The organism is Streptomyces sp. YIM S03343, from assembly GCF_054729195.1.
Genome location: NZ_JBPUKX010000001.1, coordinates 2353974 through 2376103, shown reverse-complemented (window position 1 = coordinate 2376103; position 22130 = coordinate 2353974). Strand labels below are relative to the sequence as shown.

The 22130-nt window shown below is 71.9% G+C and carries 16 protein-coding genes and 1 riboswitch; of the genes, 11 read left to right on the top strand and 5 right to left on the bottom strand.

Annotated elements, in window-relative coordinates; genetic code table 11:
* Window positions 1–87: 87 nt before the first annotated feature.
* From ACSYGN_RS10115 to ACSYGN_RS10105, 3 genes are all read left to right on the top strand, one after another.
* Entirely contained in the window at window positions 88–903 is an 816-nt protein-coding gene (locus ACSYGN_RS10115; protein WP_460394053.1) for an ABC transporter ATP-binding protein, read from the top strand.
* Window positions 893–1762: an ABC transporter permease gene (locus ACSYGN_RS10110; protein ID WP_460394051.1), complete on the top strand. Its 870-nt coding sequence runs from the start codon at window positions 893–895 to the stop codon at window positions 1760–1762. Before ACSYGN_RS10115 ends, ACSYGN_RS10110 begins: the two co-directional genes overlap by 11 nt.
* Before the next feature lie 71 nt (window positions 1763–1833).
* Complete coding sequence (locus tag ACSYGN_RS10105) at window positions 1834–2934, top strand: ABC transporter substrate-binding protein (protein WP_460394049.1); 1101 nt, start codon at window positions 1834–1836, stop codon at window positions 2932–2934.
* Between the two features lie 127 nt (window positions 2935–3061).
* On the opposite strand, the gene ACSYGN_RS10100 is transcribed toward ACSYGN_RS10105, so the two are convergent.
* The 3 genes from ACSYGN_RS10100 to ACSYGN_RS10090 form a co-directional block, all read right to left on the bottom strand.
* Window positions 3062–4789 carry a sensor histidine kinase gene (locus ACSYGN_RS10100; RefSeq protein WP_460394047.1) on the bottom strand — a complete coding sequence of 576 codons (1728 nt, stop codon included), beginning with the start codon at window positions 4787–4789 and terminating at the stop codon, window positions 3062–3064.
* 278 nt (window positions 4790–5067) lie between these two features.
* Window positions 5068–6006 carry a sucrase ferredoxin gene (locus ACSYGN_RS10095; protein ID WP_460394045.1) on the bottom strand — a complete coding sequence of 313 codons (939 nt, stop codon included), beginning with the start codon at window positions 6004–6006 and terminating at the stop codon, window positions 5068–5070.
* Window positions 6007–6026: 20 nt separating this feature from the next.
* Complete coding sequence (locus ACSYGN_RS10090) at window positions 6027–7313, bottom strand: citrate synthase family protein (protein ID WP_460394043.1); 1287 nt, start codon at window positions 7311–7313, stop codon at window positions 6027–6029.
* Window positions 7314–7437: 124 nt separating this feature from the next.
* On the opposite strand from ACSYGN_RS10090, the gene ACSYGN_RS10085 reads away from it, so the two are divergent.
* The 3 genes from ACSYGN_RS10085 (at window position 7438) to ACSYGN_RS10075 (ending at window position 10105) form a co-directional block, all read left to right on the top strand.
* Window positions 7438–8604: a citrate synthase gene (locus ACSYGN_RS10085; protein WP_460403359.1), complete on the top strand. Its 1167-nt coding sequence runs from the start codon at window positions 7438–7440 to the stop codon at window positions 8602–8604.
* Between the two features lie 34 nt (window positions 8605–8638).
* Window positions 8639–8884: a DUF6332 family protein gene (locus ACSYGN_RS10080; RefSeq protein ID WP_460394041.1), complete on the top strand. Its 246-nt coding sequence runs from the start codon at window positions 8639–8641 to the stop codon at window positions 8882–8884.
* A gap of 87 nt (window positions 8885–8971) precedes the next feature.
* A complete protein-coding gene (locus tag ACSYGN_RS10075; RefSeq protein ID WP_460394039.1) occupies window positions 8972–10105 on the top strand; it encodes a CobW family GTP-binding protein in 1134 nt (377 codons plus the stop codon).
* A gap of 67 nt (window positions 10106–10172) precedes the next feature.
* On the opposite strand, the gene ACSYGN_RS10070 is transcribed toward ACSYGN_RS10075, so the two are convergent.
* Entirely contained in the window at window positions 10173–12629 is a 2457-nt protein-coding gene (locus tag ACSYGN_RS10070; protein ID WP_460394037.1) for a DNA gyrase/topoisomerase IV subunit A, read from the bottom strand.
* Between the two features lie 517 nt (window positions 12630–13146).
* Between ACSYGN_RS10070 and ACSYGN_RS10065 the strand changes: the two genes are divergently transcribed.
* From ACSYGN_RS10065 to ACSYGN_RS10050, 4 genes are all read left to right on the top strand, one after another.
* Entirely contained in the window at window positions 13147–14550 is a 1404-nt protein-coding gene (locus ACSYGN_RS10065) for a M16 family metallopeptidase (RefSeq protein ID WP_460394035.1), read from the top strand.
* Complete coding sequence (locus tag ACSYGN_RS10060; RefSeq protein WP_460394033.1) at window positions 14547–15935, top strand: M16 family metallopeptidase; 1389 nt, start codon at window positions 14547–14549, stop codon at window positions 15933–15935. The genes ACSYGN_RS10065 and ACSYGN_RS10060 overlap by 4 nt, the downstream gene beginning before the upstream one ends.
* Before the next feature lie 575 nt (window positions 15936–16510).
* Window positions 16511–16676, top strand: a riboswitch (cyclic di-AMP (ydaO/yuaA leader).
* Window positions 16677–16688: 12 nt separating this feature from the next.
* Window positions 16689–17450, top strand: coding sequence for a M23 family metallopeptidase (locus ACSYGN_RS10055; protein WP_460394031.1), 762 nt, complete (start codon window positions 16689–16691; stop codon window positions 17448–17450).
* Window positions 17451–17677: 227 nt separating this feature from the next.
* On the top strand, window positions 17678–18373 hold the full coding sequence (locus ACSYGN_RS10050) for a GntR family transcriptional regulator (protein ID WP_460394029.1): 696 nt from the start codon (window positions 17678–17680) through the stop codon (window positions 18371–18373).
* Between the two features lie 318 nt (window positions 18374–18691).
* On the opposite strand, the gene ACSYGN_RS10045 is transcribed toward ACSYGN_RS10050, so the two are convergent.
* Window positions 18692–18973, bottom strand: coding sequence for an HPr family phosphocarrier protein (locus ACSYGN_RS10045; protein ID WP_460394027.1), 282 nt, complete (start codon window positions 18971–18973; stop codon window positions 18692–18694).
* Window positions 18974–19152: 179 nt separating this feature from the next.
* Between ACSYGN_RS10045 and ACSYGN_RS10040 the strand changes: the two genes are divergently transcribed.
* A complete protein-coding gene (locus ACSYGN_RS10040; protein WP_460394025.1) occupies window positions 19153–22041 on the top strand; it encodes a bifunctional acetate--CoA ligase family protein/GNAT family N-acetyltransferase in 2889 nt (962 codons plus the stop codon).
* Window positions 22042–22130: the final 89 nt, after the last annotated feature.

Genomic DNA, 22130 nt, shown 5'->3' with positions numbered 1-22130 from the left:
CGAGCACAACAGGCTCTTGCGAGCAAAAGAACGGCTTGCGACCGGAAGACTGCCGTGGCGTCCCGGGCCGCTTCTACGGTCCGGGCCATGAGCGCAGACACCAGCCCCGCCATCGAACTGCGGGGCGCGAGCAAGATGTTCAGGACCCCGTCGGGGGCCTTGCACACGGCCGTCAGTGGACTGGATCTCAGGGTCGGCCGGGGCGAGTTCGTCGCGGTCGTCGGCCCCACCGGCTGCGGGAAGTCGACCACACTGACCCTGGTCAGCGGTCTGGAGAAGCCCACCGAGGGCGAGGTCCTGGTCGCCGGTGAGCTGGTGCGTGGTGTGGGCGACAAGGTCGGCTTCGTCTTCCAGCAGGACGCCACCTTCCCCTGGCGCACGGTGCTGTCCAACGTCATGGCGGGCCCGCGCTTCCGCGGTGTACCGAAGGCCGAGGCCAGGGCGAGGGCGCGGGACTGGCTGGACCGGGTCGGCCTCGCCGGGTTCCACGACCGCTATCCGCACCAGCTCTCCGGTGGCCAGCGCAAGCGTGTCGCCCTCGCCGCGACCTTCGTGAACGACCCCGAGATCCTGCTCATGGACGAGCCGTTCTCGGCGCTGGACGTGCAGACCCGTGCCCTGATGTCGGACGAGCTCCTCGACCTGTGGGAGGGCACCGGCGCCTCGGTGGTCTTCGTCACTCACGACCTCGAGGAGTCCATCGCGCTGGCCGACAAGGTCGTCGTGATGACGGCCGGGCCCGCGACCGTGAAGCACATCTTCGACATCGACCTGCCCCGCCCGCGCAAGGTCGAATCGGTGCGCCTGGAACCGCGGTTCATCGAGATCTACCGGGAGATCTGGGAGTCGCTGGGCGAAGAGGTCCGTATCACCCGGGAGAGGGGTGCCGCCCGTGTCGCCTGACGTTCTCGCCGAACCTGTCGCCGACGCCGTCTCCGCCGCCGTCCCCGAGCGTAGGCGGTCCGGGGCCGGAGCCGCGCGCAGACGCAAGGCCGTCGTCATGGCCGCCCGTGTCCTGCTGCTGGTCGTCGTGCTCGGCCTGTGGGAGTCGCTCTCCCGGGCCGAGGTCATCGATCCGTTCAACTTCTCGATGCCCTCGAAGATCTGGGACCAGATCCGCACCTGGGTGATGCACGGAACCGCTCAGGGCTCCCTGGGCGAGCAGATCTGGTACACGCTGCACGAGGCGCTGCTCGGCTGGGTGCTCGGGGTCGCGACCGGTGTGGTCCTCGGCATCGCCCTCGGGCGGATCGCCTTCCTCGCCGATGTCCTCGGCCCGTACATCAAGGTCCTCAACTCCATTCCGAGGATCGTGCTGGCCCCGATCTTCGTGATCTGGTTCGGGCTGGGGCCCGCCTCCAAGGTCGCGTCGGCCGTGGTCCTGGTGTTCTTCCCGGTGTTCTTCAACGCCTTCCAGGGCGCCCGCGAGGTCGACCGCAATCTGGTGGCCAACGCGCGCATCCTGGGCGCGAGCGACCGCAGGGTGACATTCCAGGTGGTCGTTCCGTCGGCTACCTCGTGGATCTTCACCAGCCTCCATGTCAGCTTCGGCTTCGCTCTCATCGGCGCGATCGTCGGCGAGTACATCGGGGCGACCAAGGGCATCGGCCTGCTCGTCGCGCAGTCGCAGGGCACCTTCAACGCGGCCGGTGTGTACGCCGCGATGGTCATCCTCGCGGTCGTGGCCCTGGTGGCCGAGGGCCTGCTGACCTTCGCCGAGCGCCGCGTCTTCCGGTGGAAACCGGCGCACTCAGACCACTGAGCGCGCCCCTTCGCACTCCGACACCACCCCCCTCGGCCCGCACAGCCCTCTCACAAGGACGTGACACCGCCATGCGCAAGATCCGCACGATCCGCAAGACCGTCACCAACGTCAGAAGCGCCTCGCTCGCGACTGCCTGCCTGCTCGCCCTCGCCTCCCTCACCGCCTGCGCGAACGACGCGGCGAGCACCGCGTCCACCGGCTCCGGAGGCAAGGGCGACGGCAAGGGCGAGAAGGTCAAGATCATGGTGGGCGGCCTGGACAAGGTCATCTACCTGCCGGCGATGCTCGCCCAGCGGCTGGGCTACTTCGACGCCGAGGGCCTCGATGTGGAACTGCTCAGCGAGCCCGCGGGCGTTCAGGCGGAGACCGCGCTCGTCTCCGGTCAGGTCCAGGGCGCGGTGGGCTTCTACGACCACACGCTCGACCTTCAGGTGAAGGGCAAGACCGTCGAGTCCGTCGTGCAGTTCTCCCGGGCACCGGGCGAGGTCGAGATCGTCGCCGCGAAGCACGAGGACGACATCACCTCCCCGAAGGACTTCAAGGGCAGGAAACTCGGCGTCACCGGTCTCGGTGCCTCGACCGACTTCCTCACCAAGTACCTCGCCGTCAAGAACGGTGTGGGGACCGGCGAGTTCACCTCGGTCGCGGTCGGTGCGGGACCGACGTTCGTCTCGGCGCTCCAGCAGGGTTCCATCGACGCCGGTATGACGACCGACCCGACGGTGGCCACCGTCCTCGCCAAGAAGGCGGGCAAGGTCCTCATCGACATGCGCACGCCGGAGGGCTCGCAGTCGGCGCTCGGCGGGCCGTACCCCTCGTCGAGCCTCTATATGCGCACGGACTGGGTCGACGGCCACAAGGCCACCGTCCAGAAGCTCGCCGACGCCTTCGTCAGGACGCTCGGCTGGATGGCCACCCACAGCGCCTCCGAGATCGCCGACAAGATGCCCGCCGACTACTCCCAGGGCAACGGTGTCCTCTACGCCGCCGCGATCAAGAGCACACTGCCGATGTTCACCAAGGACGGAGTGATGCCGGAGAACGGGCCCGAGACGGTCGAAAAGGTCCTCAAGGCGTTCAATCCCGCGGTCAAGAACGCGGATGTCGATCTGAGCAAGACCTATACGACCGAGTTCGTGAAGAACGCGGCCGAGAACTCCGCGGGCTGACATACGTATGAAGGAGGGCGCGGCCTCTTCCCCCCCTCGCCCCCACGGGCCGTGCCTCAGGCGCGGGTCGCCCCTGCGACGGTGTCCCGGGCGACCCGCGCCGCCGTACGCCGTGAGCGCGGGTTGCTCATCGCCGCTCCTCGACGGCGGGCCCGGGCCCGGCATCCGGTACCGGCTCCGGCCCGGCCTCCGGTACCGGCAGCAGCTCCTGCCCGGCCAGCGCCTCCGGGAGCGGCAGCAGCTCCTGCCCGGCCAGCGCCTCCGGGAGCACCACCGTGAACTCCGCGCCCCCGCCGTCCGCCTCGCCCACCGTCGCGCTCCCGCCCTGGCGCTCGGCGAGCCGCCGTACCAGCGGGAGCCCTATGCCGCGCTGTCCGTGCGCGGGCGGCCGCTTCGTGGACCATCCCTCGGCGAAGACCAGCTCACGCTGCTCGGCCGGGATCCCGGGGCCCGTGTCACGCACCGTCAGGACGGCGGTACGGCCCTCGGCGCGCATCTCGACCTCCACGCGTGCGTGCGGACCGCCCGCGACGGCGTCCAGGGCGTTGTCCACCAGGTTGCCCACCACCGTGACCAGCCCCCTCGGATCGATCAGCCGGTCCGGCAGCCGCGTCCGCTCCGACACCCACAGGGCGACACCCCGCTCGGCCGCGACGGTCGCCTTGCCGACGAGCAAGGCGGCCAGCAGCGGATCCGCGACCTTCCCGGTGATCTGCTCCGCCGTGACCCGGTGATCACCCACGACCTCCCCGACGAACTCCACGGCGTCGTCGTACATCTCCAGCTCCAGCAGGCCCAGCAGGGTGTGCATGCGGTTGGCGTGCTCGTGGTCCTGGGCGCGCAGCGCGTCGATCAGGCCGCGTGTCGAGTCCAGCTCGCGGCCCAGCTGCTCCAGTTCGGTGCGGTCGCGCAGGGTGGCCACGGCGCCGCCGTCGCCGGTGGGCATGCGGTTGGCCACCAGGACACGGTGGCCGCGCACGGTGAGCAGGTCGGTGCCGGTCACCCGGCCCGCCAGCACATCGGTCGTACGGCCGGCGCCGAGCGCCTCGTCGAGCGACCGGCCGACGGCCTCGTCACCGATCGCCAGCAACCGGCGCGCCTCGTCGTTGAGGAGGCGCACACGGCCGGTGCGGTCCAGGGCGACGACACCCTCCCGGATGCCGTGCAGCATCGCCTCGCGCTCCGCGAGAAGCGCCGAGATGTCGGAGAAGGCCAGGTCACGGGTCTGCCTCAGGACACGCCGGGAGACCAGCCAGGCGGCGAACGCACCGACGGCCAGGGCCGCGCCGGTGTAGGCGAACAGCCCCGGGATCGCGCTCATCAGACGGGCGCGCACACTGTCGTAGGCGATGCCGACCGACACCGCACCGACGATCCGGCCCCGCGTGTCGCGCAGCGGCACCTTGCCCCGGGCCGAGCGGCCCAGGGTGCCGGTGTCGATCTGCATGACCTTCTCACCGGCGAGCGCCCTGCTGGGGTCGGTCGAGACCCGTCCGCCGATCATCGCCGGGTCGGTGTGCGACCAGCGCATACCACGCAGATCCATTACCACCACGTACTCGGCGTCGGTGGCCAGCCGAATCCGTTCCGCCTCCTGCTGCACGGGCCCGTCCGCCGTCGGCGCGGTGCTCTGGAGGTCCTCGGCGATCTGCGGCTCCTGCGCGGCGGTCTCGGCGATCGCGAGGGCGCGCCGCATCGCCTCATGGTCCAGCTGGTGGCTGAGCGGCGCCAGGAAAAGTCCGGTCGCGAGGACCGCGACGCCCGCCGCGATCGCCAGCTGCATCAGCAGGACCTGCGAGAACACCCGCCGGGGCAGACCGAGGCGCAGGCGGCGTACGGATGCGGTGCGACTCATGGCGACGACGGTACGGGGCAGGGCGGGGCGTACCGAAGGGGTGTGACGTGGATCGTTGCGGCCACAGGGCGCGGGACGGGTTGCGGCCTCCGCGCGCGTGAGGCCGGCGACGTCATGCATCGACCTGGCAGGGCATCACCAGGGGCCTCCTCGCGCGCGTGCGGCCGATGCCGCTCGGTGTCGCCTCGCGCGCGTGCAGTCGTTTTCGCCACGCGACACCCCGCGCGCGTACGGACGCCTCCGCGCCGTCCCACGCGCGCGGGCCGTGCTCCCGTGGTTCAGCGGGGGAGCACCGCCGCCAGCTCGTGCACCGCGACCACGTCCATGCTGCCCGGTGTGCCGAGCACGGAGGCGCCGCAGCTCTCCGGGCGGGGCGGCAGGGCGGCGCCCTGTGCCACGACGACGAGCCAGCGGCGCCCGTCGGTGTGCGCGACGGTCACCTCCCAGCGCGGCGCCGCGCCCTCGATGCGTACGACGCTCAGCGCGTCCGCCGTGTACTCGCCGGCAGCCGTGCGCACGGCCAGCTCGGCCGACTGCCCGGGCCGCTGCCAGGCCGAGTTGCCCCGACAGCCCTCGACGACGACGCGCCCCTCCTGGACGCTCTGGAGGATCTCCTTGACCGCGGGCGCCTCGACCCGCCCGTATGCGTAGCCGTACGGCAGCACGAGCACCGTGGGGGAGAAGCGGTGACCGCCCAGATGCGTGACCTCCCAGACACCCGGGACGCCGGAGGCACTGAGCTCGGCGGCGAGGGGGCGGCCGAGCAGGGCGCAGCAGCGGTCTCGCTTGCCGTTGGTGCACACGAGCGCGAGCGGATCCCGGGTGTGCCGGCTGCCGCCGAGTGCCGCGCCGAACGTGCGGTGGTCGCCGCGCCCGAGGGCGGCGAAGTCGAGGTCGAGCAGTCGGCGGGGGTCGCAGGTCGTGGCACTGTGCAGCCAGGCGTTCCCGGGCACTGTGTGGGCCGCGTACACCTGGCGTACGGCGGGCCCGCCGGGGTCGGCGTGCCGTCCCGGGCGGCGGATGAGCGCCATCCGTACGCCGGTGCCCTCGGTGGCCTGCTCCAGCGCGCGGCCGACCGCGGGGTCCAGGTGACTCGAGGTGAGCGCTCTGGCACCCCACGGGCCGGGCTGTTCCAGCAGCAGCCACGTCGTCGCGGTGGCCGCGGTTCCGGCGACGGGCTCGTCGAGGCTGCGGGAGACGGTCGCGCACGTACTCACGCAGGTGAGCCTAACCTGACTTACTGGTGACGGCCTCCAGGCATCCTGGTGCCGGGCTCCGGCAGCGGTCGAGGCGGCCGTTCCCCCACGTAGTGGCCGACGGGCCGCATGCGCAGGGGGCGTTCGCCGTACTCCTCCAGGGCGTGCGCGATCCATCCGGCCGTGCGGGCGACCGCGAAGACCGTCTCACCGGCCGAGGGAAGCATGCCGGAGGAGACGGTGAGCACGGCCAGGGCGAGGTCCACATTGGCGTGCAGCGGGGTGTGGCGCACGGTCGTGGCGATGATGTCGCGGGCCGCCGCGAGGGCGGGCGCGGCACCGGGAACCTCCTCCAGGAGGGTGAACAGGGCACGCGCGCGCGGGTCCTCGCCCTGGTAGAGCCGGTGGCCCAGCCCGGGGATACGGCGCCCGGCGCGCAGTTCCTCGGCGACGACCGGGCCTGCGCTGCCGTGGTCCAGTACTTCCAGCAGGAGACGGTGGGCGAGCCCGCTGGCCGCGCCGTGCAGCGGACCCTCCAGCACCCCGAGCCCGGCGGAAACCGCAGCGTAGGGGTGCGCGCGGGCCGACGCGGCGACTCGCACGGCGAGGGTCGAGGCGGCCAGGTCGTGGTCGACGAGCAGGCCGAGCGCCGTGTCCAGGACCCGCAGCCGCGCCTCGTCGGCCGGGTGACCGGTGAGACGGCCCCACAGCCGGTGGGCGAGCGGGCCGTCGTCACCGTGGCCGTGCATGCCCGGCAGGGCGGCGACCAGGGTGGGGATGAGGATGCGGGCGGTGCCGAGCACGGCCTCCTCGGAGAGGTCGAAACGCATCGGGTCCTCGGCCCCGGCCGCGATCGCCGCGACCCGCAGCCGGTCGGCGGGCCCGGTGTGTTCCGGCAGGGCGCCGACGGCGTGGCGGGCGGCGGTCACGGATGCCTCCGGAGCCGTGAAGGTGACGCCGGGGTCCAGCCGTCCGGTCCACAGCCACTCGGCGATCTCCTCGTAGGAGTGGCGCGCGGCCAGCTCGGTCGCGTCCACGCCCCGGAAGTAGTACCGGTCCTCCTCGATCAGCGTGATCCGGGTCCGCACCGACAGCTCGCCGCCGGAGCCCGGACTCTCCGCGCTCTCGCGCCTGTTGCGCCGGGCGAGCGCGGTCACCTCCTCGGGGTCGAAGGTGCTGCCGCGTCCGCCGGGCGCGCGGGCGCTGCTCAGCTGGCCCCGGCTCACATAGGCGTACACGGTCTCGGGCTTCACGCCGAGCTGCTCGGCGGCTTCCTTGGTGCTCAGCCTCCGCGCGGGGTGGCCGGCAGCGGGTTCCTGGTCAGGCATGCGGATCACCGTATCCACCGGGAGTAGATGTGTTGACTGATGTGTTGACTGAATCAATATTGACACCTATTTCATCAATCATGGACAGTCGAATCAAGTCCGAGGAGGAATCATGTCCGTCAACATGTCCGTCAACGGGGCCGCATCCACCCTTGTCGACGTACCGCGGGGGCTCGCGGGCGTCGCCGTCACCGACACCGCCCTGGGCGACGTCAGGGGGCGGGAGGGTTTCTACCACTACCGTCAGTACTCGGCCGTCGACCTCGCGCAGAGCCGCGGCTTCGAGGACGTCTGGCATCTGATGGTCCACGGCGAACTGCCCGGTGCCGCACAACTGGCCGCGTTCACCGCCCACACGGCGCGGCTGCGCCGACTGCCCGAGGACGTGCGCGCCGCGCTGCCCTCCGTCGCCGCCGCGAGCGGCCCGAGCGGGCCGCTGGCCGGTCTGCGCAGTGCGCTGTCCCTGCTCGGTGCGTCCAAGGGCTTCCGGCCGGTGTACGACGTCTCCGCCGACCGGCGCCGCGCGGACACCGTCGCCGCCGTGGCGGCCGTACCCACACTGCTGACGGCGCTGTACCGGCTGGGGAAGGGCCTGGAGCCGGTCGAACCGTGCACGGATCTGCCGTATGCCGCGAACTACCTGTACATGCTGACCGGTGCGGAACCGGACGCGGAGCGGGCCAGGGCGATCGAGCAGTATCTGATCTCCACCGTCGACCACGGCTTCAACGCCTCCACCTTCACCGCACGCGTGATCACATCGACGGGCGCGGACGTGGCAGCCGCCCTGGTCGGCGCCGTGGGGGCGCTCTCCGGTCCGCTGCACGGCGGCGCTCCGAGCCGCGCGCTGGACACGCTGGACGCGATCGGCAGCCCCGACCGGATCGACCCGTGGATCCGCGAACACGTCCTGGCCGGCGAGCGCATCATGGGCTTCGGCCACCCCGTCTACCGCACCGAGGACCCCCGTTCCCGCTTGTTGCGCGGCATCGCACAGCGGTTCGGCGGCCCGCTGGTGGACTTCGCGACCGAGGTCGAACAACGCGTGGAGGCCATCCTGGCCGAACTCAAACCCGGCCGGGAACTCCACACGAACGTCGAGTTCTACGCGGGCGTGGTCATGGAACTGTGCGGTCTGCCCAGGGAGATGTTCACACCGACGTTCGCGGCGGCCCGGACGGTCGGCTGGAGCGCCAACATCCTCGAACAGGCGGAGGACCCGAAGATCATTCGTCCGGCGGCCCGCTATGTGGGCCCCCAACCCCCGGCTGCGGTACCGGCGTTGCCCTGACGCCCGGGCACCGGCGAGGTGTCATGCTTGAGTCATGGGATCGGGGCGACGAAGTCAGGCCGAGCGGGACGAGATCACGGTGGAGATCGGCTATGCGCTGCTCAGCGCGTGCTTCCTCGCAGCTGTCATGTTCGCGGCGATCGCCGGTCCCGTCGTCGTCTGGCACCTTCCGCCCGCCGTCGACACGTTCCTGCTGGTGACGGGCGCTTCGGTCGCCGGAGTTCTCGGGGCCGTCCGTGTCGTGCATGTTCTTTGGCGACACGCCGCACACTCTCGCTGACCTCTGGATACCGTGGGATCACCCCAAACCCCCGGTCCCCGCCGGGTCGCTGTCCGGCGCGCAGGCCGGTGTGAAAGAGGTCGCACGTTGAGCCAGCCGAGCCCGAGCCAGAGCCCGGCCACCGGATCGCCGGACCCGGACAGCGACCGGCTTCGCAGCACCCGGCAGATCCCCGTCGTGGTCCTCGCCGGTTTCCTCGGTTCCGGCAAGACGACCCTGCTCAACCATCTCCTCCACCGCAGCGGAGGCAGCCGTATCGGCGCGATCGTCAACGACTTCGGGGCGATCGAGATCGACGCCATGGCCGTCGCGGGCGCCCTCGGCGGGTCCACGGTCTCGCTCGGCAACGGCTGTCTGTGCTGCGCGGTCGACACCGGTGAACTCGACGACTGTCTCGGGCGGCTCGCGCGGCAGTCCCTCGGTGTCGATGTCATCGTCATCGAGGCCAGCGGCCTCGCCGAACCTCAGGAACTCGTGCGGATGGTGCTCGCCAGCGAGCAGCCGGACATCGTGTACGGCGGGCTGATCGAGGTCGTGGACGCCACCGAGTTCGACGGCACCCGGGCCCGGCACCCCGAGATCGACCGGCATCTCGCCCTCGCGGACCTGGTCGTCGTCAACAAGGCCGACCGCGCCGAGGACAGCGGGCGGATCCTCGCGCTCGTACGGTCCCTCGTCGACCGGGCCGCCGTCGTACCGGCGTCCTACGGTCGCGTCGACCCGGAGCTCCTTTTCGACTGCCGGCCCGGCGAGGAGCGCATCGGGCAGCTGTCCTTCGACGATCTGCACGACCACACCGGCGACGACGTCCACGACCTTCACGCGGGCCATCTGCACGCGGCCTACGACAGCCTCTCCCACGTCAGCGAAGTGCCGCTCGACCCGCGCCGGTTGATGGCCTTCCTGGACAGCCGCCCGCAGGGCCTCTACCGCATCAAGGGGTACGTCGACTTCGGGCCGTACGACGTCCGCAACCGTTACGCCGTCCACGCCGTGGGCCGGTTCCTGCGCTTCTACCCCGAACCCTGGCCCGCCGCCGAGCCACGCCGTACCCAGCTCGTCCTCATCGGCTCCGGCATCGACACGCCCGCCCTCGCCAAGGAGCTGGAGCAGTGCGCGAGCGACGCCCCGCACACCGACGAGCACGGCATGTGGGGCGTCCTGCGCTATGTGCAGGAACCCGAGCAGCAGGACCCGGATCCCCGCACCCCGGCCCTCTGAGCCCGCGGCACTTCCAGCCGCACTTCCACCGGAGCGCTCAGGCCCGGTCGCCTTCCAGGGCCTGTCCCTAGGCGGGACCCGCGACCACCGACACCGTCTTCGCCAGCGACGTGCCCGAGCCGTCGCGGCGCGGGTCGACGTCCGGCAGGTCCACCGGGGTGCCGTTCTTCTGGGCGGCACGGGCCGGGGTCGGGCCCGCCCAGGCCAGCGACAGACAGTCCTCGCCCTTCAGGAACCGCTGGCAGCGCACGCCGCCGGTCGCGCGGCCCTTGCGCGGGTACTGGTCGAACGGGGTCAGCTTGGCCGTCGTCTGCACCGAGTCGTCCAGCGTGCCGCGCGAGCCCGCGACGGTGAAGACCACCGCCTCCACCGCCGGGTCCACCGCGGCGAAGCAGATCACCTTCACGCCGTCCGCGAGCTTGATGCCCGCCATACCGCCTGCCGGGCGCCCCTGAGGGCGGACCTGGGAGGCCTGGAAGCGCAGCAGCTGGGCGTCGTCGGTGATGAAGACCAGGTCCTCCTCCCCGGTGCGCAGCTCGGCCGCGCCGACGATGCGGTCGCCCTCCTTGAGGGTGATGACCTCCAACTCGTCCTTGTTGGACGGGTAGTCCGGGACGACGCGCTTGACGACGCCCTGTTCGGTGCCGAGCGCCAGGCCTGGGGAGGACTCGTCCAGGGTGGTCAGGCAGACCAACGTCTCGTCGTCCGTCAGCGGGACGAACTCCGTGAGCGATGCCCCGCCGGCCAGGTTCGGCGCGGACGCCGTCGCCGGAAGCTGCGGGAGGTCGATCACATTGATCCGCAGCAGCCGACCGGACGATGTCACGGCGCCGACCTCACCGCGCGCCGTCGCCGGGACCGCCGAAAGGATCACATCGTGCTTCGCGCGCGTGCCGTCGTCGTCCGTGTGGAACGGCTCGCCGTTGACCGTGCGGGCGAGCAGGCCCGTGGAGGACAGCAGCACCCGGCACGGGTCGTCGGCGACCTGGAGCGGCACCGCCGAGGCCGGGGCACCGCTCGACTCCAGCAGCACCGTGCGCCGCTCGGTGCCGAACTTCTTCGCCACCGCCGCCAGTTCGGCCGAGACCAGCTTGCGCAGCTCCACATCCGACTCGAGGATCCGGGTCAGCTCCGCGATCTCCTCGGTGAGCCGTTCCTTCTCGGACTCCAGCTCGATGCGGTCGTACTTGGTGAGGCGGCGCAGCGGCGTGTCGAGGATGTACTGGGTCTGCACGTCCGACAGGGAGAAGCGCTCCATCAGGCGTTCCTTCGCCTGCGCGGAGTTCTCGCTGGAGCGGATCAGCCGGATGACCTCGTCGATGTCCACCAGCGCGGTGAGCAGGCCCTCGACGAGATGCAGCCGGTCGCGCCGCTTGCTCCGGCGGAACTCGCTGCGGCGGCGCACCACTTCGAAGCGGTGGTCGAGGTAGACCTCGAGGAGCTCCTTGAGGCCCAGGGTGAGCGGCTGGCCGTCCACCAGAGCGACGTTGTTGATGCCGAAGGACTCCTCCATCGGCGTCAGCTTGTAGAGCTGCTCCAGGACCGCCTCCGGCACGAAGCCGTTCTTGATCTCGATGACCAGGCGCAGGCCGTGCTGGCGGTCGGTGAGGTCCTTGACGTCGGCGATGCCCTGGATCTTCTTCGAGCCGACCAGGTCCTTGATCTTGGCGATCACCTTCTCGGGACCCACCGTGAAAGGCAGCTCGGTGACGACCAGGCCCTTGCGGCGCGCCGTCACCGTCTCCACCGACACCGTGGCGCGGATCTTGAAGGTGCCGCGGCCCGACTCGTACGCGTCGCGGATGCCGGCCAGGCCGACGATCCGGCCGCCGGTGGGCAGGTCGGGGCCCGGGACGAACCGCATGAGGGTGTCCAGGTCCGCGTTCGGGTAGCGGATCAGATGGCGGGCGGCCGCGACGACCTCGCCGAGATTGTGCGGCGGCATGTTGGTCGCCATACCGACGGCGATGCCGGACGCGCCGTTGACCAGGAGGTTCGGGAAGGCGGCCGGGAGGGCCGCCGGTTCCTGCTCCTGGCCGTCGTAGTTGGGCGCGAAGTCGACCGTGTCCTCGTCGATCGACTCGGTCATCAGACCGGTCGCCGCGGCCATCCGGCACTCGGTGTACCGCATGGCGGCGGGCGGGTCGTCGTTGCCCAGCGAGCCGAAGTTGCCGTGGCCGTCGACCAGCGGGAGGCGCATCGAGAAGGGCTGGGCCATGCGCACCAGGGCGTCGTAGATCGACGCGTCGCCGTGCGGGTGCAGCTTGCCCATGACCTCGCCGACGACCCGCGCGCACTTCACATATCCGCGCTCAGGACGCAGTCCCATCTCGCTCATCTGGTAGACGATGCGGCGGTGCACCGGCTTGAGGCCGTCCCGGGCGTCGGGCAGGGCGCGGGAGTAGATGACCGAATACGCGTACTCGAGGAAGGAGCCCTGCATCTCGTCCACGACGTCGATGTCGAGGATCTTCTCCTCGTACGAGTCGTCGGGCGGCGGGGTCTTCGTGCTGCGGCGGGCCATCCTGCCGGCTCCTCCTGTTTCCTGGTCGCTCGCCTGCGGGGCACGCCCCTTCGGCTCGCTCGTGCTGAAGCGTGAACGGGATCTGCTGCGGACCATTGTGGACCGCTGGACTGACAACGCGGACCGGGACCGGTCGCGGCAGGGGCGCGCGAAGGCGCCCTGACCTGCGCGTCAGCGGCCCGGAACGGGTCCGCCGAGGGTCCGGCGACGCCCGCGCGGGGCAGCCGCGCCGCCCTCGCACCGTACCGCCGCGGTTCCGTACCGTACCCGCGCGGCCCTCGAACGGTACCCGCCGTGGCGCCGCACCGTGTTCTCGCCGCACCCGCACCGTACCGCCGTGTCCCCGGCGCCCGCGCCCTCCACATACCGCGGCCGCCGGGGGACGATCTCGCTCTGGGCGTACGGTCTCCGGGAACTTCGCCGCGGCACCGCACGCTTGCATACAGTGGCAGGACCGGCAGGATTCTGCAGTTCCGACCACAGTTTCCGCCAAAGCTCCGCGAGCGAAGGGACGTACATGCCCATGGGTCACACGGCCACAGCCGAGGCAGGCTCCGGGGGCCTGACAGCGACCGAGCACCGCCTGGCCAACGGTCTGCGCGTGGTGCTCTCCGAGGACCACCTGACCCCGGTGGCGGCGGTGTGCCTCTGGTACGACGTCGGCTCGCGCCACGAGGTCAAGGGGCGCACCGGTCTGGCTCACCTCTTCGAGCACCTGATGTTCCAGGGCTCCGCCCAGGTCAAGGGGAACGGTCACTTCGAGCTGGTGCAGGGCGCCGGCGGTTCGCTCAACGGCACCACCAGCTTCGAGCGCACCAACTACTTCGAGACCATGCCCACCCACCAGTTGGAGCTCGCCCTCTGGCTGGAGGCCGACCGCATGGGCTCCCTGCTCGCCGCCCTGGACGACGAGTCGATGGAGAACCAGCGCGACGTCGTGAAGAACGAGCGCCGCCAGCGCTACGACAACGTGCCCTACGGCACCGCGTTCGAGAAGCTCACCGCCCTCGCCTACCCGGACGGCCACCCCTACCACCACACCCCGATCGGCTCGATGGCCGACCTGGACGCGGCCACGCTGGAGGACGCGCGCGCGTTCTTCCGCACCTACTACGCGCCGAACAACGCCGTCCTGTCGGTGGTCGGCGACGTCGACCCGGCGCAGACGCTCGCCTGGATCGAGAAGTACTTCGGCTCCATCTCGTCGCACGACGGCAAGCCCGCGCCCCGCGACGGCTCGCTGCCGGAGGTCATGGGCGGGCAGCTGCGCGAGGTCGTCGTGGAGGAGGTGCCGGCCCGCGCGCTGATGGGCGCCTACCGGCTGCCGGAGGACGGCACGCGCGCGTGCGACGCCGCCGACCTGGCGCTCACCGTCCTCGGCGGCGGCGAGTCCTCCCGTCTCTACAACCGGCTCGTACGGCGTGACCGCACCGCTGTCGCCGCAGGGTTCGGCCTGCTGCGGCTGGCCGGGGCGCCCTCCCTGGGCTGGCTGGACGTGAAGACGTCGGGCGACGTCGAGGTCCCGGTGATCGAGTCCGCCATCGACGAGGAACTCGCCCGCTTCGCCGAGGAGGGCCCCACGCCCGAGGAGATGGAGCGCGCCCAGGCCCAGCTGGAGCGCGAATGGCTGGACCGGCTCGGCACGGTCGCGGGCCGCGCCGACGAACTGTGCCGCTACGCGGTCCTGTTCGGCGACCCGCAGCTCGCCCTCACCGCCGTCGGGCGCGTCCTGGAGGTGACCGCGGAGGAGGTCCAGGAGGTCGCCAAGTCCCGGCTGCGCCCCGACAACCGCGCGGTGCTCGTCTACGAGCCCGCCACAGGCGCCGACCAGCAGTCCGCCGAGGACGCCGGGCACACGGAGGACCCGGAGTCCGCGGCGACCGTGGAAGCCACCGACGACAACGAGGAGGCGGCCAAGTGACCGAGCTGGCCACGATGGAGTTCCACCCCCGGCCCCAGGCGGGCACGGCCAGGCCGTGGGCCTTCCCCGCACCCGAGCGCGGCGCGCTGGACAACGGTCTGACGGTGCTGCGCTGCCACCGCCCCGGCCAGCAGGTCGTCGCCGTCGAGGTGCTCCTCGACGCGCCCCTGGACGCCGAGCCGGCCGGCCTCGACGGTGTCGCCACGATCATGGCGCGCGCGTTCTCCGAGGGCACCGACACGCTCTCCGCCGAGGAGTTCGCCGCCGAGCTGGAGCGCTGCGGCGCCACCCTCGACGCGCACGCCGACCACCCCGGTGTCCGGCTGAGCCTCGAAGTCCCCGCCTCCCGGCTCCCCAAGGCGCTCGCGCTGCTCGCCGACGCCCTCAGGGCGCCCGCGTTCGCCGACAGCGAGGTCGAGCGGCTGGTGCGCAACCGCCTCGACGAGATCCCCCATGAGCTGGCCAACCCGGCCCGCCGTGCAGCCAAGGAGCTGTCCAGGCAGCTCTTCCCGGAGACCTCCCGCATGTCGCGCCCGCGCCAGGGCACCGAGGAGACCGTCGAGAAGATCGACTCGGCGGCGGTGCGCAGGTTCTACGAGCGGTACGTACGTCCCGCGACGGCCACCGCGGTCATCGTCGGCGACCTCACCGGTGTCGACCTCGACGAACTGCTCGCGGACACCCTCGGCGCCTGGACCGGCGCCCCCGCCCGGGACCGTGCCGTGCCGTCGGTGAGCGCGGACGACACCGGACGGGTCGTGATCGTGGACCGGCCCGGCGCCGTCCAGACGCAGCTGCTCATCGGCCGGATCGGCCCCGACCGCCACGACCGGATGTGGGCCGCCCAGGTGCTCGGCACCTACTGCCTCGGCGGCACCCTCACCTCCCGCCTCGACCGCGTCCTGCGCGAGGAGAAGGGCTACACCTACGGCGTGCGCGCGTTCGGCCAGGTCCTGCGCTCCACGCCGGACGGCACCGGCGCGGCGATGCTCGCCATCAGCGGCTCCGTCGACACGCCGAACACCGGGCCCGCGCTCCAGGACCTGTGGACGGTGCTGCGCACGCTGGCAGCGGAGGGGCTGACCGACCCCGAGCGGGATGTCGCCGTGCAGAACCTGGTCGGCGTGGCGCCGCTGAAGTACGAGACCGCCGCGGCCGTCGCGAGCACGCTGGCCGACCAGGTCGAGCAGCACCTGCCCGACGACTTCCAGGCGACGCTCTACCGGCAGCTCGCCGCGACCGGCACCGTGGAGGCCACCGCGGCGGTCGTGAGCGCCTTCCCGGTGGACCGCCTGGTGACCGTCCTCGTCGGCGACGCGGCGCAGATCAAGGAGCCCGTCGAGGCCCTCGGCATCGGCGACGTCACGGTCGTCACGGCGGAGTAGTCACACGGCAGCGACAAGCGCGCGTGCCGACATCAGGACGGCACGCGCGCGTGCTCGCATCAGGCGCCACGCGCGTGCCCGCATCGGACCGAGGCGTGCCTCACCCGGCAGGGCGTCGCTCGACGGGCCGCTGTGCCGCAGCCGTTCCAGGGCAGCCGCGGAGCGCGACGGCAGGGGGGCAGCAATAGCGGGCACACCGGCGCCCGCCGTAGGCCACCGGGACCGCGAGTCCGGAAGCATGGCGTGCGTGAGCCTCGTTCCGTGGCCCGCCGTGTCGCACGCGCCGCGGCGGCACCCGCACCTGAGCACGTGGACACGCGGGCGCACGAGACCCTCCGTGCGGCGACCGCGCCGACCCACGCGCGTGGGCCCGGGCGGCTGAGGCGCCGTCAGAGCGCGAGCCTCGTTCACCAACGGGACCGCCAGGGCTCCCGTTTGCCCGATTTGAGGCCGAGGGGCCCTGTCTGTCCTGTGGCATGCGCTACAAAAGTCGTGATCCGTTTGAGGACGGAAAGCCGCCCCGTCTAGCGTCGTCCGGGCCTGTCCGTCAGGCAGCACGCCGCACCCGCGGCACCGGACAGCCATCGCCGAGTCCCCGTACGGCGCGAGCCAGGGGAGCCGGGGACCCACAGCAGTCCCCTGGGGTGAATCGGGCGCCCGCGCGTGCAGCGAGGGGGTCCGTAGGAGACCTTCCTGCTCCGAACCCGTCAGCTAACCCGGTAGGCGAGAGGGAAGGAAAGGACCACCCACTTCATGGCGTCGTGCGCCACCGGGAAGCACCGTCGGCCCAGCCGGATGCAGCGTTCCACCGCCCAGGCCGCCGGTATCGCGGCCCTCGCCACCGGCGGCGTCGTGGGCACCCTCGCGGCTCCCGCACTCGCGGCCGAGGACTCCGCGCAGAACGCGGTCGAGACGAGCGGCCTCATCCCCGTCGTAGCCCTGGGCGACAAGGTCGCCGACAAGATCGACGCCCAGGCCACCGCCCAGCAGGCGGCCGCCGAGCGCAAGGAGGCCGAGCAGGCCGCCCGCAAGCGCGCCGCCGAGCTGGCCCAGAAGGCTCGCGAGGCCAAGGAGCGCGCCGCCCGCGAGGCCGAGCGCAAGCGCCTCAACACCTTCGTCGCGCCGATCTCCCACTCGTACGTCTCCACGGGCTACGAGGCCAGCAGCTCGCTGTGGTCCTCCGGCGCGCACACCGGCATCGACTTCCACGCCGCGAGCGGTACGACCGTCCACGCGGTGGGCTACGGCACCGTCGTCGAGACCGGGTGGGGAGGGGCGTACGGCAATCAGATCGTCATCAGGATGAACGACGGCACCTACACCCAGTACGGCCACCTGTCGTCCATCGCGGTGTCCGTGGGTCAGCGGGTCGTCACCGGCCAGCAGATCGGCCTGTCCGGTGCGACCGGCAACGTCACCGGACCGCATCTGCACTTCGAGGCCCGTACGACCGCGGAGTACGGCTCCGACATCGATCCCGTCGCCTACCTCCGCCAGCACGGCGTGAACGTCTGACACTCGCTGCCACCCACCCCGCGCGCGGGCGTACACCGACGCGCGGCAGGCATCCCGCGGGGCCCCGGCTCGTCCGAGCCGGGGCCCCGCGGTGTTTTGGGCGGCCCACTGTCCAAAAAATATCCCCGGATTCCGGTCCGCCGTCGGAAATTCCGTCCCGTTGCAATAGAGTCACGGAACACATGTCAATCGTCGACGTTTCACGGGGATTAAGGCGGAGGTCGGTCATGCGTATTCCGGCGCACTCGGTGTGCACCGCGATCCGGGACGACATCGTCGCCGGTGCCTACGAACGCGGCAGCCGCCTCACCGAGGAACTCCTCGCCCGCCGCTACGGCGTCTCCCGCGTCCCCGTCCGCGAGGCCCTGCGCACCCTGGAGGCCGAGGGCTTCGTCGTCACCCGGCGGCACGCGGGCGCGTGCGTCGCGGAGCCGACCGAGCACGAGGCCGCCGACCTGCTGGAGATGCGCATGCTCCTGGAGCCGCTCGGTGCCTCGCGGGCCGCCCAGCGCCGCACCGAGGCCCATCTGAAGGTGCTGCGCGGCCTGGTCAGGCTGGGCCAGGAACGCGCCCGGCGGGGCAACAGCGAGGATCTGCGCTCCCTGGGCAGCTGGTTCCACGAGACGCTCGCCCAGGCGTCCGGCAGCCATGCCCTGACCTCGATGCTCACCCAGCTACGGCACAAGATCGCCTGGATGTACACGGTGGAGGCACCCGCCAGCCCGGTCGACTCCTGGGCCGAGCACGGTGCCATCGTGGACGCGGTGGCGCGCGGCGACAGCGAGCGCGCGCGGGCGATCACCGCCCTGCACACCGAGCGTGCGACGGCCGCCCACCGGCTGCGCTTTTCCGGCGGCCCGGACCGTCTGGAGCGTGTGAGGACTTCGCAACCTCCCGTAAACATGACGGGTCTACGGCATTAACACGCGCACCGTATACAAAGAAGTGTTATTCCGCAGGGATGTATTTCCGCTGCCCGGATTTCCGCGCCCCGGTGTATTCCGCCGGTGCGCCTTTTGCATGCCCGCGTGACGCGTTCGATGTATGCCCCGGGTAATTCCATGCGCGCCGCGGTGACATCGCGGCCGGTGTGGCGAAACTCACGAGCGGTTCTGGAAAGCAACGGCGCCCGGAAAGCGACGCCGCCCGGGAACGGCATGGCCCGGGAGCGGCGACGCCCGGGTACGACAGAGCCGCGCCACCCGTAAGGGGGACGCGGCTCCGTGGTGTCTCGCCGTGGTTCAGACCGTCTCCGGAAGCTCCTCGAGCCCCTCGGCGACCAGCTTCGCCAGCCGGTCGAGAGCGGCCTCCGCGCCCTCGGCGTCGGAAGTGAGGACGATCTCCTCGCCGCCCTGGGCACCGAGGCCCAGGACCGCCAGCATGGACGCCGCGTTGGCGACGGTGCCGTCGGCCTTGGTGATCGTCACCGGGATGCCTGCGGCCGTGGCGGCCCGGACGAAGATGGAAGCGGGACGGGCGTGGAGGCCCTCGGCCCAGCCGACGTTGACGCGGCGCTCAGCCATGTGATGCTGCCCTTCAGAGTTCTCAGGGTTGTCTAGACCAGTGTTGCATATTGTGAGGAGTGTCCGGATGGGCCGTCCGGCCCGTCCGGGAACGGCCGCCGGGTCGCGGCCTCGGCCCGGTCTGCGTCCTCACAGGCTGCCCCGCGCCGTTGTCATGGGCGAGCCGTACGCTGGGCCCCATGCAGAGCTCGCCGGACCGGCACGAGTACCCCGCCCACTGGGAAGCCGACGTGGTGCTGCGTGACGGCGGCACCGCGCGGATCCGGCCCATCACCGCCGACGACGCCGACCGCTTGGTCAGCTTCTACGAGCAGGTCTCGGACGAGTCGAAGTACTTCCGTTTCTTCGCGCCCTACCCGCGGCTGTCCGCGAAGGACGTCCACCGCTTCACGCACCACGACTTTGTGGATCGGGTGGGACTCGCGGCCACCGTCGGCGGCGAGTTTATCGCCACCGTGCGCTATGACCGAATCGGCCCCGGCGGGACACCCGCCTCCGGACCCTCCGACGAGGCCGAGGTGGCCTTCCTGGTGCAGGACGCGCACCACGGGCGGGGCGTCGCCTCCGCCCTCCTGGAGCACATCGCCGCCGTCGCGCGCGAACGCGGCATCCGCCGGTTCACCGCCGAGGTGCTGCCCGCCAACACCAAGATGATCAAGGTGTTCAGGGACGCCGGCTACACCCAGAAGCGCAGCTTCGAGGACGGCATCGTGCACCTGGAGTTCGGCATCGAGCCCACGGACCGCTCGCTCGCCGTCCAGCGCGCCCGCGAGCAGCGCGCCGAGGCCCGCTCGGTGAGGCGGCTGCTCGCCCCCGGTTCCGTCGCCGTCGTCGGCGCGGGCCGCACCCGCGGCGGCGTGGGTCACGACGTCCTCGGCTACATCCGGGACGCCGGGTTCACCGGCCGCCTGTACGCAGTGAACCAGGCTCTTCCCGAGGGGCAGAAGGAACTCGACGGCGTCCCCGCCCACCGCTCCGTGCGCGAGATCGAGGGCCCCATCGACCTCGCCGTGATCGCCGTACCGGCCGAGCAGGTGCCCCCGGTCCTCGCCGAATGCGGCGAACACGGCGTCCAGGGCCTCGTCGTCCTGTCCGCCGGGTACGCCGAGAGCGGCCCCGAAGGCCTTGAGCGCCAGCGCGAACTCGTCCGGCACGCGCGCGCGTACGGCATGCGGATCGTCGGACCCAACGCGTTCGGGATCATGAACACCGCACCCGGTGTGCGGCTCAACGCCTCCCTCGCCCCCGCCCTGCCCCGCACGGGCCGGATCGGAGTGTTCGCCCAGTCCGGCGCCATCGGCGTCGCCCTGCTCGCCCGGCTGCACCGGCGCGGCGGCGGTGTCACCGGGGTCACAGGAGTGTCGACCTTCGTGTCGTCCGGCAACCGCGCGGACGTCTCCGGCAACGACCTCATGCAGTACTGGTACGACGACCCCGACACCGATGTCGTCCTCATGTACCTGGAGACCATCGGCAACCCGCGCAAGTTCACCCGCCTCGCCCGGCGCACGGCGGCGGTCAAGCCCCTGGTCGTCGTCCAGGGCGCGGGCTCCGTCCCGACGGGACACGCCGTCCGCGCGACACGCCTGCCGCGCGACACCGTCTCGGCCCTGCTGCGCCAGGCCGGCGTGATGCGCGTCGACACGATCACCGAACTCGTCGACACGGGCCTGCTCCTGGCCCGCCAGCCGCTGCCGGGCGGCCCGCGCGTGGCGATCCTCGGCAACTCGGAGTCGCTGGGCCTGCTGACCTACGACGCCTGCCTCGCCGAGGGCCTGAAGCCACTGCGCCCGCTCGACCTCACGACGAGCGCCTCGGCGGACGACTTCCACGCCGCCCTGACGAAGGCCCTGGGCGACGACGAGTGCGACGCCGTGGTGGTGACCGTCATACCCGCGGTCGGCGAGGACGCCACCGGGTACACCGAGCTGGCCGAGGCACTCCAGTCGGCCGCATGGCAGGTCCCCGGGAAACCGGTCCTCGTCGTGCACGTCGAACTCGGCGCCCTCGCCGCGGCCCTGTCCTTCGCCGCGGGCACCGCGCCCGAGCCGGACACCGACATCACCACCGAGCCCGCCGGCGACGCGGCCGGCCTCGGGCCCCGCACCGCGGAAGGACCCGCCACCGCACCGCCGCCCGCCCCGGTCACCGGCACCGCAGCCCCCTCCGCCGCACCCGCCGCCCCCACCCCCACCCACGTCCACTCCCGCCTCATCCCCGCCTACCCCGCCGCCGAGCGGGCCGTCCGCGCCCTCGCCGAAGCCGTCACGTACGCCCAGTGGCGGGCCGACGCCGCCGTGCCCGGCAAGGTGCCCGACCACGAGGACGTCGACGCGGAGGGCGCCGCCGCCGTCATCGGCACCCTCCTCGCCCGCGGCCAGGGACTGACCCTCAGCGACGAGGAGACCTGCGAACTGCTCGGCCACTACGGCATCGACGTGCACCGCGCCCTGCCCGCGGCCACCCCCGACGCCGCCGCCGAGGCCGCCCGCACCCTCGGCTACCCCGTGGCCCTCAAGGCCACCGCCCCGCATCTGCGCCACCGCGCCGACCTCGGCGGCGTACGCCTCGACCTCGCGGACGAGCGGGAACTGCGGCGGGCGTACGGAGAGTTGACCGAGCTGTTCGGATCACCCGTGGAGCTGCGGCCGGTCGTGCAGCGGATGGCGCCACGCGGTGTCGACACCGTCATACGCGCCGTGATCGACCCGGCGGCGGGCGCCGTCATGTCGTTCGGCCTCGCCGGAGCGGCCTCGCAACTGCTCGGCGACATGGCCCACCGGCTGATCCCCGTCACCGACCGGGACGCCGCCACCATGATCCGGTCGATCCGGACGGCACCGCTCCTGTTCGGCTGGCGCGGCTCCGCACCGGTCGACTCGGCCGCCCTGGAGGAACTGCTGCTGCGCGTGTCGCGGCTCGTCGACGACCATCCCGAGGTTGTCGCGGTCGCCCTGGAACCCGTCGTCGTGGCCCCGCACGGCCTGAGCGTCCTCGGTGCCACCGTGCGGCTGGCCCGGCCCCCGGCACGCGACGACCTCGGCCCCAGGACACTGCCGGTCTACTGAACAGACACCGCCGGTCCACCGGGAGGGGCACCTCCGGTGCACCGAGACGACCGCGACAGGTCCCTCGCAGTCAGTGCACCCCCGTAGGA